General features: G+C 70.7%; 13 protein-coding genes and 1 tRNA gene. 7 read left to right on the top strand and 7 right to left on the bottom strand.

What is annotated here, in order from left to right; translation table 11 throughout:
- Nucleotides 1-67: 67 nt before the first annotated feature.
- Nucleotides 68-907 (top strand): PSP1 domain-containing protein, encoded by an 840-nt coding sequence (locus tag ACLQ29_RS08830; protein ID WP_425771120.1) that lies wholly within the window; start codon nucleotides 68-70, stop codon nucleotides 905-907.
- 17 nt (nucleotides 908-924) lie between these two features.
- Here ACLQ29_RS08830 and ACLQ29_RS08835 read toward each other — a convergent pair whose 3' ends face one another.
- On the bottom strand, nucleotides 925-2,664 hold the full coding sequence (locus ACLQ29_RS08835) for a metallophosphoesterase family protein (RefSeq protein ID WP_425771121.1): 1,740 nt from the start codon (nucleotides 2,662-2,664) through the stop codon (nucleotides 925-927).
- A gap of 144 nt (nucleotides 2,665-2,808) precedes the next feature.
- Between ACLQ29_RS08835 and ACLQ29_RS08840 the strand changes: the two genes are divergently transcribed.
- Nucleotides 2,809-2,882: transfer RNA gene (locus ACLQ29_RS08840), tRNA-Thr, on the top strand.
- Between the two features lie 1,411 nt (nucleotides 2,883-4,293).
- Nucleotides 4,294-5,547, top strand: coding sequence for a 3-phosphoshikimate 1-carboxyvinyltransferase (gene aroA, locus ACLQ29_RS08845; protein WP_425771122.1), 1,254 nt, complete (start codon nucleotides 4,294-4,296; stop codon nucleotides 5,545-5,547).
- Nucleotides 5,548-5,702: 155 nt separating this feature from the next.
- On the opposite strand, the gene ACLQ29_RS08850 is transcribed toward aroA, so the two are convergent.
- The 3 genes from ACLQ29_RS08850 to ACLQ29_RS08860 form a co-directional block, all read right to left on the bottom strand.
- Nucleotides 5,703-6,431, bottom strand: coding sequence for an LPXTG cell wall anchor domain-containing protein (locus ACLQ29_RS08850; protein ID WP_425771123.1), 729 nt, complete (start codon nucleotides 6,429-6,431; stop codon nucleotides 5,703-5,705).
- Between the two features lie 69 nt (nucleotides 6,432-6,500).
- Nucleotides 6,501-7,391 carry an aminopeptidase gene (locus tag ACLQ29_RS08855; protein ID WP_425771124.1) on the bottom strand — a complete coding sequence of 297 codons (891 nt, stop codon included), beginning with the start codon at nucleotides 7,389-7,391 and terminating at the stop codon, nucleotides 6,501-6,503.
- 125 nt (nucleotides 7,392-7,516) lie between these two features.
- Nucleotides 7,517-8,134 (bottom strand): pyridoxamine 5'-phosphate oxidase family protein, encoded by a 618-nt coding sequence (locus ACLQ29_RS08860; protein ID WP_425771125.1) that lies wholly within the window; start codon nucleotides 8,132-8,134, stop codon nucleotides 7,517-7,519.
- 166 nt (nucleotides 8,135-8,300) lie between these two features.
- On the opposite strand from ACLQ29_RS08860, the gene ACLQ29_RS08865 reads away from it, so the two are divergent.
- The 3 genes from ACLQ29_RS08865 to ACLQ29_RS08875 are packed head-to-tail and all read left to right on the top strand — an operon-like array spanning nucleotide 8,301 to nucleotide 10,464.
- Nucleotides 8,301-8,807 carry a DUF2231 domain-containing protein gene (locus tag ACLQ29_RS08865; RefSeq protein ID WP_425771126.1) on the top strand — a complete coding sequence of 169 codons (507 nt, stop codon included), beginning with the start codon at nucleotides 8,301-8,303 and terminating at the stop codon, nucleotides 8,805-8,807.
- Nucleotides 8,804-9,355, top strand: coding sequence for an Hsp20/alpha crystallin family protein (locus ACLQ29_RS08870; RefSeq protein ID WP_425771127.1), 552 nt, complete (start codon nucleotides 8,804-8,806; stop codon nucleotides 9,353-9,355). Before ACLQ29_RS08865 ends, ACLQ29_RS08870 begins: the two co-directional genes overlap by 4 nt.
- Nucleotides 9,356-9,363: 8 nt before the next feature.
- Complete coding sequence (locus ACLQ29_RS08875) at nucleotides 9,364-10,464, top strand: glycosyltransferase family 9 protein (RefSeq protein WP_425771128.1); 1,101 nt, start codon at nucleotides 9,364-9,366, stop codon at nucleotides 10,462-10,464.
- Nucleotides 10,465-10,466: 2 nt separating this feature from the next.
- Here the strand turns inward: ACLQ29_RS08875 and ACLQ29_RS08880 are convergent, their stop codons facing one another.
- On the bottom strand, nucleotides 10,467-11,345 hold the full coding sequence (locus tag ACLQ29_RS08880; protein ID WP_425771129.1) for a glycosyltransferase family 2 protein: 879 nt from the start codon (nucleotides 11,343-11,345) through the stop codon (nucleotides 10,467-10,469).
- Entirely contained in the window at nucleotides 11,342-13,204 is a 1,863-nt protein-coding gene (gene rfaE2 / locus ACLQ29_RS08885; RefSeq protein ID WP_425771130.1) for a D-glycero-beta-D-manno-heptose 1-phosphate adenylyltransferase, read from the bottom strand. The genes ACLQ29_RS08880 and rfaE2 overlap by 4 nt, the downstream gene beginning before the upstream one ends.
- Before the next feature lie 399 nt (nucleotides 13,205-13,603).
- Here rfaE2 and ACLQ29_RS08890 point away from each other — a divergent pair, with 399 nt between their 5' ends.
- Nucleotides 13,604-15,280, top strand: a complete 1,677-nt coding sequence (locus ACLQ29_RS08890; RefSeq protein WP_357251784.1) for an MDR family MFS transporter — start codon at nucleotides 13,604-13,606, stop codon at nucleotides 15,278-15,280.
- Nucleotides 15,281-15,325: 45 nt separating this feature from the next.
- Here ACLQ29_RS08890 and ACLQ29_RS08895 read toward each other — a convergent pair whose 3' ends face one another.
- The gene (locus tag ACLQ29_RS08895) at nucleotides 15,326-16,183 is read right to left on the bottom strand and encodes a helix-turn-helix domain-containing protein (RefSeq protein ID WP_425771131.1); all 858 of its coding nucleotides are present in this window, start codon (nucleotides 16,181-16,183) and stop codon (nucleotides 15,326-15,328) included.
- Nucleotides 16,184-16,277: the final 94 nt, after the last annotated feature.

Consider the following 16,277-nt stretch of genomic DNA (forward strand, 5'->3'; position numbering starts at 1 on the left):
GGTCATGGATGGCAGTCGACGGATCGGCTGGCGCGTTCTTTGCGGTGATCCGTCGTAGGGTGGGGGGATGGGGATGCTCTGCGCAGTCAGCTTCAACAGGTACGGGCGTCTCTACTACCTCGACCCCGGCGAGTTGCGTCCGCAGGTGGGCGACAAGGTGCTGGTGCCCACCGACGACGGGCCCGAGGTGGCGGAGTGCGTGTGGGCCGCGCAGTGGGTCACCGAGGAGACCGACGGTTTTCCCCGGCTGGTGGGGCTCGCCGGCGACGACGACCTGCTCCGGGACGAGGCGCTGCGGCGTCGTAAGGCCGAGGCGAAGGTGGCCGCGAAACGGCTGATCCGCTCACACGGCCTGCCGATGAAGGTGGTGGCGGTCGACCACGTGCTCGGCTCCGCCGAGGGCGGCGGCGAGCGCAGCACCGTCTACTTCACCGCCCCGCACCGGGTGGACTTCCGCTCCCTGGTCCGTGACCTGGGCGCCACCCTGCACTGCCGGGTCGAGCTACGCCAGCTCTCCGCGCGCGACTCGGCGCGGGTGCAGGGCGGCATCGGCTCCTGCGGTCGCGACCTGTGCTGCGCGACGTTCCTCACCGACTTCGAGCCGGTGACCATCCGGATGGCCAAGGACCAGGACCTGCCACTGAACCCGCTGCGCATCTCCGGTGCGTGTGGCCGGTTGATGTGCTGCCTCAAATACGAGCACCCGTTGTACGCCAGGTTCCAGGAGACCGCCCCGGCGGTCGGCAGCCGGGTCTCCACGCCGGAGGGCGACGGCCGGGTCGTCGGCCACAGCGTCCCTCGCGACGCGGTGACGGTCCGCCTGGACGCGGACGGCTCGCGCTGCTCCTGCTCCCGCGCCTCCGTCTGCGCCCCCCGCCAAGCCCACGACCAGCACTACACCCCCTGATCCCGGTCGGGCGTCGATCAGGGCAGGACTATCGGGGGTTCGGACAGGCGGGCGGTCAGGGCGATTTCCGGGGTCAGCCAGCTTGCCGTGGGGGACTGGTCGGGGTTCACCCGCCAGTCGCGGGAAACCCGGTCCACCGCGATCGGGTAGATGGTCAGCGTGCCGTCCGGGTCGATGCGCAACCGCAGGAACGACTTGGAGTCCTCGATGCCCTGCCCGGCGAACAGTTCGTTGACGTTCACCCCGAACGAGCCCGCCACCAGCAGGTAGACCGCCACCAACTGGCTGGCGACCAGGCCGATCACCGGCCCGTAGACCACCGCCGCGGCGGCTGCCGGCAGCGGCCACGGCCATTCGTAGAACGGCAGCGCCAACCAGACCCAGGTGCCGCCGGCGGCCAGCGCCACCTGGGCCACCCCGTGGCCGACGCCGAGAAGCCAGTGCCGGGCGTGCCGCTTGCCGCTGGCGTTGGGCGGCCTGGCGAACAGCACCGCCGCCACCACCGTCACGAGCACCATCAACACCAGCGGGACGCTGAACAGCCGCTGGTCGCTGCTGTCGCCCCAGTTCGCTGTCGCGCCCGCCATCGCCAACATCAGCAGGGTGTGCAGGATGCCGAGCAGCGTGGTGAAGCCAGGGTTGCGAAACGGCAGCCGGGCGAAGATGCCCCAGCCGTAGCGGCGGGAGCGGGCCGCGTCCGGATAGCGGGCCACCAGGTCGTACGGCTGGGTGCGGCTGGCCCGCCGGGCCAGCGTGTCGCGCGGCGGCACCTCGATGCGCTCCGGCAGCTTGTGGGTGGGGTACAGGTAGGCCCCACCGCCGCCACAGGTGATCAACTGCCGGTCCGGGCTGGCGTAGCGGGCGTAGTGGTGCAGGTCGCCGGAGAGCAGCAGCCGCACCCGTGCCCCGGTCGGGTCGATGATCGTTCGGATGAAGTAGTCGATCGAGTCGTACGCCGCCGGACTGTCGGCGGCCTTTATCCAGGTCGGCGACGGCGCGGCCAGGATCACCTTCGACTCCGGGCCGAGCCGGCGGGCCACCTCGTCGAAGTACGCCAACTGCGGGTCGTCCAGGTACGAGCCGGACTGGTCGTCCACGCCGAGCAGCCACCAGCCGGCCGGCAACTCCACGGCGAAGTACGACCGCGACTGCCCGGTACGCCAGCCGGCGAAGTTGCGGTCCCGGGAGCGGACGAACAGCCGCAGGAAAGCGGTGAGTCCGTCGTACCAGTCGTGGTTGCCCGGCACCGCGAACAGCGTGGGACGGTCGGGCGGGGTCAACGGCAGCGCGGCCTGGTAGGGCCCCTTGCACCGGTTCTCGTACTCCTCGTAGGCCGCCGACGGATACACCTGGTCGCCGCCCATCACCAGGGTCTGCGCCCGGGGCAGCCGGCGCCCGTCCACGGTCAGCTCCGGCTGCGCCAGCAGGTACGCGACCGAGTAGGTGGCATTGAAGCCGTCACCGAGGTCGGCCACGTAGTCGAGCCAGAGGCCGCCGTCCGGTCCCGCCTGGCGGAAGATGTCGTCGCCGAAGGCGTTCTGCAACTCGCGCTTGTCCAGGTAGGCGCCGAAGAGGACCGCCAGCAGCGTCCGGATGCCGGTGCTGATCAGCAGGAACGGCGCCAGCCACGGCACCGGCTTGCGTGGGGTGAAGCCCAGCTCCAGCGGATCGGTGGAGCGTGGCCGGGGTCGGGCACGCTCGCCGTCGGGGTGATCGTCGGCCGCCGGAGCCCGGTGGTCGTCGCGTTCGTCGCTCACCCGCCGCAGCGTAGTACCGGATTCGGCGAGACGCTGTCCGGTAACAGGCCGGTTGGTCCCCGTTGTCCGGTTGATGGCCGCTGGGAGCGCGAGGGTATCCCGTTCGGTGCCGGGCAACGGGGTGCCGTACACTTGCTGATCGTTGCCGCCTTAGCTCAGTCGGCTAGAGCGACGCACTCGTAATGCGTAGGTCGACGGTTCGATTCCGTCAGGCGGCTCGGCACGGAAGCCCAGGTCATTGGCCTGGGCTTCGCCGTTTCCCAAGGTCCACGACAGTGCCGCCGGACGTGCCAGTCCGCAAACAGTCCGCATCCCGTGCTGCGACCGCCTCGTCCAGCCGGTTGGCGACCGCGTCCAGATCGTCACCGAAGGGCCCGGCGTGCACGTCAAACGTCATCGACGCCGACGCGTGCCCGAGCATCCGCTGCACCGCCCAGGGCTTGCCACGCTATGGGTCAGCCGAGGGAAGGACTGGCCGGCGGAACTCACGCCGCCCGACCGCACCGTCACGGACGTCGTGGCCGCTGTCGAGGTACTGCGAGGCGAGGACTCCGGCCTGTAGCTGTACAGCCATCCGTACAGCCAAGACGGTCCCTTCACACCGACGCCACGCGACAGCAGCAGACGAACTGGCCAGGGCCGCAACCAACCGACCAGCCATCTACGATCTTCTTCTGATTCCGAGGCCGGTCAGAGCGGCGTGGTCCCGTGATGAGTGCGAAAATCTCCTGTATGAAGCCAGCCAAGAACCCGTGGTGGCAGACAGCAAAGACGCCGAAGCAGGGTTTCATAAGGGGAAGCGTCTGGCTTCTCCTGGCCGTCGGGTGGGTGGTCGTGGCCGTCGGAGACCCCACGCCGTGGCGTTGGGCATTTGCCGCACTGTGGGCGGTCGTCGGTGTGGGCTACCTGGTGTCAGCCGTTCTGCTGCGGCGAAGGCAGCGCGAGACTCAGGATAGGGCGGGGCCAGAGGCCGGGTCCGGGCCGATTGAGCGCGATCCGCCAGCAACAGCCACGAGGATCGGCCCGGCATGAACGTCGAGCGGGGCAGGCGGTCCGCGTCTGGTCCGTAAGAGGTCGACGGACGGCGGGGAGCGGTGAGAGATGTCGAGTGCCGTTTCCGCTGCCAGCAGCCCAACCGCCCAGTTCGCCGGTCGCTCGTCTTGATCTCGTAATGCGTAGGTCGACGGTTCGATCCCGTCAGGCGGCTCCACTGAAAGGCCCAGGTCACCGGCCTGATCGCCGATCATGACCTGGGCTGGACCGAGGATTTCCTTCGGCGAGTTCGACGCCCACGACGATTGGCGTCCCGCCTGAGCACCGCTTGCTCGTCCCGGCACGGCCGATGACGAGCGCCAGGCATTCCGCACGCGCACATCTGTGTGGGGAGTGACCGATCACGCCGGAGACAACGCTGGATGATGGCGTCTCTTGTCGCGCGCCAGCGAGCCGCCGGCTCCTGAATCAAGCGCGATTTCCACGAACTCTCACGCCGTTTCGTATTCATGCCGACAATGCCGCAACCGCTCTTACTGCCGCCTTCTCCGCCCTCCCGCTGCCCCCGGGAACGACGACGGGCAAGTAGACTGTGGCCGTTCTCCCGGCGGCGGGAGAGGGTAGAGGTAGAAAATTTTGACGAACGTACCGATTCCCGGCTCGAAGTCCGTCACGGCTCGAGCGCTTTTCCTCGCGGCCATGGCGGAGGGCGCCTCGCGGCTGACCGGTGCGTTGGATTCCGACGACACGCAGGCGTTCCGCTCCGGATTGCGTGCGCTCGGTTACCGGGTCTCCGACACCGACGAGGTCTGGAGCATCGACGGCGACCCCGACGGTCCGCCCTCCCGTTCCGCAGATGTCTACTGTCGCGACGCCGGCACCGCGGCCCGCTTCCTTCCCGCCCTCGGCGCCCTCGGCAACGGCGAGTTCCGGTTCGACGCCTCGCCGCAGATGCGTCGGCGTCCGGTCGGGCCGATGACCACCGCGCTGCGGGAGCTCGGCGCCGATCTCCGATTCGAGGACCGTGACGATCACCTGCCGGTCGTCATCGACGCCCGCCGGCTGCGCGGTGGCCGGCTCCGCCTCGACTCGTCGATCTCCTCGCAGTTCCTGACCGCGCTCCTGATGGCCGCGCCGGCCATGACCGAGGGTCTGACGGTGCAGGTCACCGGCATGGTGTCGCGGCCGTACGTGGAGATGACGGTCCGGATGATGCGCGACTTCGGCGTGTCGGTCGAGTGGGACGACGACACCTTCACGGTGCCCCCGCAGCGGTACGCGGCGCGCGACTACCGCGTCGAGCCGGACGCCTCGACGGCCAGTTACTTCTTCGCGGCCGCGGCCCTGACCGGCAATTCCGTCACCGTTGCAGGCCTCGGCACCGAGGTCATGCAGGGCGACATCGGATTCGTCGACATCCTTCGCCGGATGGGCGCCGACGTGACCATCGACAGCGACCGGACAACCGTCACCGGCACCGGCCGGATCACCGGGACGACAGTGAACATGCGTGACATCTCCGACACCATGCCGACCCTGGCGGCAATCGCACCCTTCGCCGACGGCCCGGTGCGAATCGAGGACGTCTACAACACCCGCGTGAAAGAGTGCGACCGCCTCGAAGCCTGCGCCAAGAATTTGAGTGCGATGGGCATCGAGGTGGCAACGGGCCGCGACTGGATCGAAATTCAGCCCGGCCGCCCCAGGCCCGCGCTTATCGATTGTCATGCGGATCACCGGATCGCCATGGCTTTCAGCGTCACCGGGCTCCGTGCCGATGGCATCGAATTCGACGATCCGGAATGTGTGAAGAAGACGTTCCCCGCATTCCACCAGGTCTTCGGTGAATTGCGCGAGCAGTGGAGTCGCGCCGCCGTCGACCGCGACTGATCGGAGCGGCACCCACGGACTGTGCGGATGGGCCATCGCTCACCGGATGGTCGCCGCCGCTATCAATCAGCGCTTCCGACTATCCGGGCAGATCGATCCGCCGGCGCTGATCGCGCCCGGCCCGACGAGGCGTCGAGCCGGGCGCGTCGAGCGAGCTATGCCACGAAGCGGGAACGGCGTCGGCGTCCGATCAGGTAACCCACGCCGCCGAGGAGCAGAAGCGCGCCGCCGATGCTGGCCACCGTCATGGTGTTGGCACCGGTGACAGGCAGCCCGCCACCGTCACCGCCGGAGGCGCCCAGGCTGGCGGAGGAGGTGGGGGTCGGTGCAACTGACGTCGTAGCGCTGGCCGTCGCGCTCGGCGTCGCACTGGGCGTCGCGCTCGGCGTCGACGTGGGCTGCGCCGCGCAGTCACGCACACGTGCGGCGTACAGGCCGTCGTTCAGGTAAGCCAGGAGGGCGTCGATGGAGTCGGCGTCGAGCGTCGTCTGCGCGGCGTCCTTCACGTTGGCGCCAGCACCCGTCATCGACTGGCCCACCGAGATCCGCAGAGCTGCCCACCACAGATCCTGCATGCGCGACTTGAGGAAGGCCCGGAGCTCTTCCGTTGTGCCGCCCAGCGCCTTCTCGATGGCGTCCGGCAGGGCGGGCAGCTCCTCCTTCTTTGCCGTGTCCAGGATCTGATAGGCCAACAGCCGCAGCTTCCCGAGGTCGGCGGTATCCAGATCGATGGTGACAGCCTTGCGAATATCCGTGTACGCCTTGCGTTCGACCGTCTGGCAGGTCGCGTTCAGCCCGGGCGAGCCAGCCTGAGCCACCGCCGGTGCCGCCGGAACCAGAAAGGCCAGCGCTATCAGGGCGCCGGCCGGGAACTTCCATCGCATGTAGATCTTCCTCCCCGTTGTAGATCAAAACATGGAGATGTTACCGGCGGTGGGAGGAGAAGCAAGAAGTTACTCCTCGCGCTTGTTGCCTTCGTCGCCCTCCAGCAGGGAGCCCGTCCGGTCCGTGACCTCGCGGGAGCTGCGTAGCGCGCCGACGGCCGCCAATCCCACCCCGGCGAGCGGGATCGCCGTCTCCACGGCCGACGACACCTGGAGGGTGTCCTCCGTGGACCTGCTCACCGCCATCCCCAGTTGCAGGAAGGCGTCCCGGCCCGGGTTGGCCATCTCCCACCAGCCCGACCACAACCCGGCGAGATTCGAGTACGCGTCGGCCGCTGCGAGGGACAGCAGGAACAACCCCACCGGGAGCAGCCAACGGCGGTCCGTCCGCCACCCGGACAGCGCGAGCGCCCCCATGGTCACGAGGGCAGCGAGCAGCGCCGGCCACACCGTCGCGAGCAGGTCCGGCAGTGGATGGTCGACGAACTCGGGGATGGAGTCCAACCCGAACCAGGCGATCAGCAGCAGTGCGAGGACTGCCGTCGCCACACCCCGTCGCCTGCCGCGGGACGGCAGCGCCAACACGCCGGCCGCGAGACAGACAGCGCCGAGCGCCAGGCCCAGCGCGGCGAGCCGTTGCCTGTCGATCGAGTCCCGCCACGGCCCCAATATCGACGTCTCCGCCGCCGCTGGCCCATACGCCACCCAGCCCACGTCGACGGTCTGCTCCTGATGCCAGTGCAGTCTCATGGCTGCCACCACGGCAAGGAGCCCGATGCCGGCGGCGACGGCCCACCGCACCCGGCGCGCACCGCGATCGAGCAGGACGTAGCCGAGCAGTGCGAGCAGCATGACCAGGCCGAACTGCATCGACGCGGCTGGCGTGGCGAGCAGCGCCGCCGCGGCCGAGAGCAGACCGGCCGCGACGGATGCGACGAGCAGGCCGAACGGAAGACGCATGGCCGAGATCGTGGCACGCGAACCGGAGTCGCGTAGCCCCGTCGGGCCAGGGCGACGACGACAGCCCCGACCTGATGAGAATCGGCTACTGAGGTCGAGCACGATCTTCCTGTCCTGCGGCGGGATCAGGTGTAGATGTTCTTGGCGTACTCCGGGCCGTAGTGCCGCTCCAGATCCTCCAGGCTCACCACCGGCGCCTCGACCTCCTTGATCAGGCGGGGGCGGGACGGCAGCAGGTCCGGCTGCCAGGTCTCCGGCTGCCACAGCGCGGACCGCAGGAAAGCCTTCGCGCAGTGGTAGAAGATCTGCTCGATCTCCACCACCACGGCGAGCACCGGCCGGTGCCCCTTGACCACCATGTCGTCGAACCAGGGCGCGTCGCTGAGCAGGCGCGCCCGCCCGTTGATCCGCAGCGTGTCGGTGCGCCCCGGGATGAGGAAGAGCAACCCGACGTGTGGGTTGTCCAGGATGTTGCGGTAACCGTCGGCCCGCCGGTTGCCCGGCCGCTCGGGCAGCGCGATTGTCGTGTCGTCCAGCACCAGGGCGAACCCGGCCGGGTCGCCCTTGGGGGAGACGTCGCAACTACCGTCCGCACCGGCGGTGGCCAGCAGGCAGAACGGCGACGCGGCGAGCCACTCACGGTCCCGCTCGTGCAGGCGTTGGCGTTCCTTGTTGGCGGCCCGCGCGGTTGGTGCCCCGAGCAACTCGCGCAGTTCCTCGTGCGAAGTGATCTCCACCGTCACGTGATCCTCCCTCAGGCGTTGACCCGTTGGCGGGCACCGCCAGGTGTCAGCCTAGGCCGCCGTGACCAGGGTGAGGTTTGTGCCCGGTTGCCGGGGGTAGGGCCTCACCCGACGCGCCCGCCGCACGAGACCGTTCCGCAGGACGCCGACAAGTGGAGGCCGGGAGATGGAGAGCCGACTCAAGGTACTGGGTCATCCAGTCCATCCGATGCTCGTCATGTTCCCGGTCGCGCTGCTGGCCACGGCGGTGCTGTTCGACGTGGTCGATACCGTCGGCGGCCCCGACCTCCTCGGCGAGGTCGCGTACTGGAACATCACCGTCGGCCTGATCGGCGGTCTCCTCGCGGCGGCGGCCGGCTCCTTCGACCTGCTGGCCATCCCGACCGGCACCCGGGCCAAGCGGGTGGGTCTGCTGCACGCCGCCGCCAACGTCGCGGTGATCCTGCTCTTCGCCGCCGTGTGGGCCGTGCGGCTCAATGCCGACTCCCGGGCCGCGGGCGGCGCCCTCGTCGCCATCGAGGTGGTCGCGGTGGGGATCCTCGGCATCAGCGCCTGGCTGGGCGGCGAGCTGGTCGACCGGCTCGGTGTGGGCGTCGACGCCGACGCCGGCCTGGACGCGCCCAGCTCACTACGGCCGCCAACGGCCACCCAGCGGATCGGAGAGGTGCGATGAGCGAGCAGCAGGCCGGCGGATTCGGTCGGGGCTGGCGCGGCGGCCGGCAGCAGGGCTGGGACCCGATGGGCGAGTTGCAGTCGCTGCGCGCCGAGCTGAGCCGACTCGTCGGTGGCCGGGCCAATGCGGCCGACGTCGAGCTGACCGAGACCGCCGACGGCTGGGAGGTCGTCGTCCGGCTGCCCGGGGTAGCGCCGGAGGAGGTGGCGGTCGAGCTGGACGACCTCGAGTTGTGCGTACGGGCCCGCTCCGAGGCGGAGGTCAACGCCGACCAGGGCATCTCGGGCGGCTTCGAGACCCGCGGCTTCGAATACCGCATCAACCTGCCGTCGCGCGCCGACCCGGAGGCCATCGACGCGGTCATGGACCACGGCCTGCTCCGGGTCCGCCTGCCCCGGGCGACCCGACCCGCGCCGCGCACCATCACCGTCGGCCGCACCGGGCCGCGCTCCGGCGACCTCTCCACGGGTACGCCGATGGCGGCCGACCCCGCCGCGGACCGGGAGCTGCACCGCCCGGACACCGCCGGCGAGGTCGACCGGACGTAGCGGGCTGCGTGGTCACTCCGTCCATGCTCGGCCCGACGGCCGGGCGCGTCGACGACGTGCGGCGCATCGCGGTGCTGCGCGCCAACGCCCTTGGCGACTTCATCTTCGCCCTGCCGGCGTTGGACGCGTTGCGTGCCGCGTACCCCGCGGCGGAGATCGTGCTGCTCGGAGCGCCGTGGCACGCGAAGCTCTGGCGCGACCGGCCCGGCCCGGTGGACCAGGTGCTCGTGGTGCCGCCCGCGCCCGGCATCCGTGCTCCCGAGCCGGGCGAGCCGGAGTCGTCGATCGACGACTTCCTGGCCGCCGCGACCGGGTTCGACCTGGCGGTGCAGATCCACGGCGGCGGCGCCAACTCCAACCCGCTGATCAGTCGCCTCGGCGCCCGGGTGACCGTCGGCCTGCGCGCCGACGACGCGCCGCCGCTGGACCGGTGGCTGCGCTACGTCTACTACCAGCACGAGGTGATCCGCTACCTGGAGGTGGTGGGGCTGGTGGGAGCGCCGGCGACCACCATCACGCCGACGCTCGCGGTGACCGACGCCGATCGGACCGAGGCCGCCCAGGTGCTCGGCCCGGCCGGCCGGCCCCGGGTGGCGCTGCACCCGGGTGCCACCGACAACCGCCGCCGCTGGCCCGCCGAGCACTTCGCCGAGGTGGCGCGTGCGCTGCACGAGGACGGCTACGAGGTGCTGGTCACCGGCACGCCCGCCGAGCGGGAGGTGGTGGACCGGGTGGTCGCCGCGGCTCAGGTGCCGGTACGCCCACAGGTGGGCACCCTCAGCCTGGGTGGGCTGGTCGGTTGCTACGCCGACTGCGCGTTGGTGATCTCCAACGACACCGGACCGTTGCACGTGGCCGCCGCGGTGGGCGCGCCCACGGTGGGCATCTTCTGGGTGGGCAACCTGATCAACGGGGCCAGCCCGCTGCGCGGCCGGCACCGGCCGATCAGCTCGTGGACCGTGCGCTGCCCGGTCTGCGGGGTCGACTGCACACCGGGCATCTACCCGCACCGGCCCGGCGACGGTGAGTGCCCGCACCGGGATTCCTTCGTCGCCGACATTCCGGTGATCGAGGTGCTGGAAGCGGCCCGGGAGCTGCTCACCCCTTAGTCTCAGGCCGGCTGCGGGGTGTCCTCGTCGGCGAGGACGACCTCCCACGCCTCCACGTCCCGGTCCGTGACCGTGGTCGGGGACTCCAGGTGGTACGCGCCGCTGGGCAGGATGCCCGCACCGCCGTTGCGGGCCAGCACCGCGAGCTGCGCGGCCACGTCCTCGCCCTGGTGCTTCTCCTGCACCCGACGCCAGAAGTCGAAGCCGCCGGCGTCGACGAGCTTGGCCCGGTCGTAGAGCACGCACCCGCCGATCCAGGACACCTTGTACGCCCGCCACGCACCCGGCGGCAACGCCAACTGCTCGGTGATGTGCAGCAGGTTGGCCGCCGAGTGGATGCGGGCGCGATTCCACTCCGGGGTGTCGGGTCGGATCCGCTCCGGCGTCGGCGGTCCGGCCCACTCCTCGTAGTGCCCGTGCGAGTCCGGACGCCTGTCGTCGGCGTACGACAGCCCGTGCACGCCGTTGCCGACGAAGCCGCAGCCCAGCTCGCCGATCGCCGTCACCAGCCGGTGCAGCGCCCCCGGTTCCAGCCAGACATCGTCGTCGAGGCTGAGGACGTACCGGGCGCTCGAGGCGGCGAGCAGGTACGCCCGGTGTTCGGCCAACCCCCGGCGGGGCAACCGGCGGGTCAGCAGCACCGGGTGACCCCGCTGGCGCAGCGCCCGGACCATTGTGGCCGCGGCGGGATGCGCGTACGCCGGGTCCCCGTCGGACTGGTCGCTGACCACCACCCCGAAGCCGGGCACCCCGTCCTGGGCGGCGAGACCGGCCAGGGTGACAGCCAACTCGGCGGGCCGGTTCCGGGTCGGGATCAGCACGTCGACAAGCCGGTCGGTGCGGAACTCCGCCGGGGTGCCGAGGTCCAGGGGGCGGTTCACGACGCCTGGGTACGGGAGCTGAGCGACGGGTCGGGCTCCCGCTCGCTTGTGGTCGGCGACGGGTCGGGTTTGCGCTCACCTGTGGTCGGCGACGGGTCCTGGCTGTGTGACCGGATCCGCTCGATGATCGCCGAGGTGGACCGGTCCGGCACGTACCCCAGGGTGTGCACCTGGCCACCCAGCCGGCGCACCAGCGGCGCCTCCGGCACCAGCTCCGGCGGGTAGTCCCCGCCCTTGACGTAGATGTCCGGCCGGACCGCCTCGATCAGCGCGGCGGGTGAGTCCTCCTCGAACACCACCACATGGTCCACACAGGCGAGCGCGGCGAGCAGCGCGCCCCGGTCCTCGACCGGGTTGACCGGCCGGTCCGGGCCCTTCAGCCGGCGTACGCTGCCGTCCGAGTTGACCGCCACGATCAGCAGGTCACCCAACGCGCGGGCCTGTTCCAGGTAGCGCACGTGCCCCCGGTGCAGCACGTCGAAGCAGCCGTTGGTGAAGACCACCGACCGTCCCGCCTCGCGGTACTCGGCGACGATCGCGTCCAACTCGTCGCTGCCGACAAGGGCGGGATGGTTCCTGGTCTCGATCGGCTGGCCGAGCGCGGTGAGCAGGTCCTCCCGCCGGCACACGCAGGTGCCGGTGTCGGAGACGGTGATGGTGGCCGCCAACTGGGCGAGCTGGGCGGCGGTGGGCAGTGGCGCGTCGGCGGCCAGGGCCAACGTCATTGCCGCCAGGTACGCGTCACCGGCGCCCACGGCGTGGCTCGCCGGGACCGGTGTGCTGTGACTGCGCCGCGGCTCCCCGTCGGCGCCACCCACCACCGCCCCCTCGGTGTCCAGGGTCACCGCGACCACGTCGGCGCCCGTGTGGGCACGCAGCTCAGCCAGGCGTGACTCCGCCAGGACGGCCCGGTCGACGCCCTCCCCGGCCCGGGTGTTCACGGTGACGCCGGTGCCGGTGACGCTGAGCCCGTCGCCGGTGAGGGCCACCCGGTCCTCACCCGGGGTGGGCTCACCGACAGGTCCCGGGCAGTCGGCGGCGCTCTCGCTGACGTTGTCGGCGCGTACCCCGCCGGGGGCCGCGCCCACGGTCAGCTCGGACGGGCCATCGGCCGGATCACCGTGCGGGTGCTCCAGGTGCAGCTCGGTGCCGGCGGTCGGTCGGGTCGTGCCGGCGGCGCGGGCGAGCAGCCGGGTCGCCTCGGCGAAGCTGGGCGTGACCACTGTCGGCGCGAGGCCCCGCCAGTCGGCCAGGTCGTGGGCGTCCAACGCGACAGTGGCGTACCGCTCGCGTTGCTCGACGAGCCACGCGCGGACCGGCGCGGGCAGCGCCCCCAGGCCGTAGTCGCAGACCACCAGGGTTGGCGCCTCCCCACCGGCGGCGGCGCGCAACTCCTCGGTGGCGCAGCTCAGGGCGGTGAGCAGCCGGGTCACGCCCTCCGGGTCGAGCGCGTCGTCCGGGTCGCCGGAGTCCTCGCGGAGCAGGATCTGGTTGCCGGCCAGCATCCGCCGCTTCACCGGCGTGGGCCGTCCGGGCTGGTTGACAGTGCGGTCCCAGACGCCCGCGCGGTCCAGACAGTCGTGCAACTCGTCGCCGGCCACGTCGGCGCCGACAGGTGCCACGAGCACCGCCCGACCGCCGAGGGCGGCGACGTTTACCGCGGTGTTCGCGGCCCCGCCGGCGGCGGAGATCCGTCGGCGCAGGGTGAGGACCGGTGCGGGCGCCTCCCGACAGAGGCGGTCGGAGTCGGCGAACCGCCACTCGTCCAACATGGCGTCACCGACGATCAGGACCGGGCGTTCGAGCCAGCTCTCCACGACGGTGGCGAGCCGGCGCTGTTCCGCTGCTGCTCCTGCCATGCCTCCCCGGGTCCCCAGCGCCCCCCGGGACAAACCTGTCCGGTGCCTGACCTGCGGCTTTGTCGGCACCGTGCCGTTCCTGCCCGGGAGGGCCGTTTCGGGCGTTCGGAGGCGGGAGGGAAATCGGAAGAACCCCGGAAAGGAGAGGTACCGAGCCCGGGACCATCCAGTCCTTCAACCACCTGGACCAGTCGAAGACGTACGACTCCCTCCCCACTCCCCCCGGAGACCCCCGTTGATCATGAGGTTATAGCCCTCCTGTCGTGGCTATAACCTCATGATCAACGCCCGCAGTGGGGGGTGGGGTGGGGTGGGGGTGGGGTGGGACTGGGCGGGTGTGGGCAGGGGTTTTTTTGGGGGTTGGGCGCATGTTCTGCGGTGTGCGGGATAGAAGGCCACATGACCACCGAAGCCTCCGCCGCGCCGGTGCTGAATCGTCAGCAGATCCGGCTGCTCATGTTCGGCCTGATGACCGGCATGCTGTTGGCCGCACTCGACCAGACGATCGTCGGTACGGCCCTGCCGACGATCGTCGGGGAGTTGGGCGGGATCAACCACTACTCGTGGGTGGTCACCGCGTACCTGCTCGCCTCGACGGCGTCGACGCCGCTGTACGGCAAGATGGCCGACCTGTACGGGCGCCGCCCGGTCTTCCTCTTCTCGATCGGCACGTTCCTGGTGGGGTCGCTGCTGGCCGGGCTGTCGCAGAACATGACCCAGTTGATCATCACCCGGGGCATCCAGGGTCTCGGCGCCGGCGGTCTGCTGACGCTCGCGTTCACCATCATCTCGGACGTGGTGTCACCCCGGGAGCGCGGGCGCTACCAGGGTCTTTTCGGCGCGGTCTTCGGGATCTCGTCGGTGGCCGGACCGCTGGTCGGTGGTTACTTCGCGGAGACCGACTGGCGGTGGATCTTCTACATCAACGTGCCGCTGGCGATCCTGGCCATCGTGGTCTGCTACCACGTGATGCGGTTGATCCCGTTCGAACGGAGGGACCACTCGATCGACTGGCTCGGCGCCGGCCTGCTGGTCGCCGGGGTGAGTTCGCTGCTGCTCGCGCTGAGCTGGGGCGGCAACGAGTACGCCTGGGGATCGGGTGTGATCATCACGCTCTTCGTCGTCGGTGCGGTGCTGGGGGTGCTCTTCGTCCTCCAGGAGGCCCGGGTGGCCGAGCCGATCCTGCCGCTGCGGCTGTTTCGCAGCGCCACCTTCGCCCTGGCCAACTCGGCACTTCTCGTCATCGGTCTGGTGATGTTCGGTTCGATCATCTTCATTCCGCTGTACCTGCAGATCGTCAAGGGCGCCTCGCCGACCCGCAGCGGTCTGCTGATGCTGCCGATGATGGCCGGCATCATCATCACCTCGATCCTGACCGGTCGAGCGATGACCCGGATCGGCCGGTACAAGTGGTTCCCGGTGGCCGGCTCGGTGACCCTGCTGGTCGGCATGTTCCTGTTCACCCGGCTGGAGGTGAGCACCTCCCTCTGGGTGGCGTTCGGTTTCATGGTGGTGATCGGCATCGGTCTGGGTCTGTGCATGCAGTCGCTGATCCTGGCGGTGCAGAACGCGGTCTCCGTCCGCGACCTGGGCGCCGGCACGTCCTCGGCGACCTTCTTCCGGTCACTCGGTGGTTCGTTCGGAGTCGCGATCCTCGGCACGGTGCTCTCGTCCCGGCTGGCCAGCGGGCTCGGCGACCGGCTGCCCGGCGCGATCGCGCAGCTCCCGCCGCAGGAGCAGGCCGCGGTGGCGGCGAGTGGCGGCACCAACATCTCGATCAACGACCCGGCCACCATCCTGGCCCTGCCGGGGCCGGTCCGCGCGGCCATCCAGGGCGCCTTCGTCGACGCGTTGGACATGGTCTTCCTGACCGCCGGCCTGATCGCGATCGTGGCGGTGGTGGTCACCCTGACGCTGCCCAACACGCAGCTACGGGGTGCCGGCCCGCAGGGTGCCACCGGCGGCGCCGACCCGCTCGGCGGTGAGGCCCCGGCCCCGGGCGGCAAGCCGCTGACCCGCGAGTCCAAGGAGGAGGCCGCCGCCGACATGGAGGCCAAGTCCCAGACGATGATCTGAGCGTCTCGACACCGGCCGCCCCGGACTGCTCCGGGGCGGTCGGCGTCAGCCGGCCACGAGGCGGAGCGGCTGCGGGTGTCGACTGTCGAGGCGGTCGAGCGCGTCGGAGGTCGCCGCATCGGCGGGCAGGTACACGATCAGACGCTGGTCATCGTCCGCCGGGAGATCGAGGGTCTCGTACGTGAGCCGGAGCAGACCCGCCTCGGGATGGGCCAGCCGGAAGGTGCCGCTGGCCTTCGGCAGGCTGGGCACGGTGTCGACGCGCCGGGTGAAGGCGTCGCCCGCCGTGATGGTCAGCTCGTCGGCCAGGGCGGCCATCGGCGGGTAGGCCCGGAACGGGCCTTGTTTGAGGGCGGCGACCTGTTCGTCGGCCAGGTGGTCCCAGTCGGGGTACGCGCCGCGAGCCCGGGGGTCGCCGAGGATGAACCGGGCGAGGTTGGCCGGCGTCGCGTCCAGCAGACCGATCGGACCGACCAGCCGCACGTACCCGGCGGTGTGGGCGAGGACGTCGCTGAGCTGGTTGAGCAGCACCGCCGGTGCGGGTTCGAGACGGTCGAGCAGCGCCCGCACGGTCGGACGTACCTCGCCGCTCGGGGTGCTGCGGCCCCGGCAGTTGTAACTGGGATCGGCCGCCTTGGTGAGGTGGTGCAGGTGGGCGCGTTCGTGCCCGTTCAATCCGAGTGCGTTCGCGAGCGCGGCGAGCACCTGCGGGGACGGTCGACGGTCGCGGCCCTGTTCGAGTCTCGTGACGTACTCGACGCTCACGTCGGCGAGGGCCGCCACCTCGGATCGGCGTAGCCCCGGTGCGCGACGGCGCGGCCCAGCGGGAAGCCCCACCTCGGCCGGTGTCACCGCTTCCCGGTGGAGGCGCAGGAACAACCCAAGCTCGTTGTTGCTCACCATCCGAAGGTAACAATGCCGGCCGATCGGATGGTGACCCTGCCACTACCAGCCTCGGTCCGGACTCCCTGGGCCCCGGCCAACTGACGACCGTGAA

This window comes from Micromonospora sp. DT228 (assembly GCF_049841595.1).
In the GTDB taxonomy this organism is placed as follows: Bacteria; Actinomycetota; Actinomycetes; order Mycobacteriales; family Micromonosporaceae; genus Micromonospora.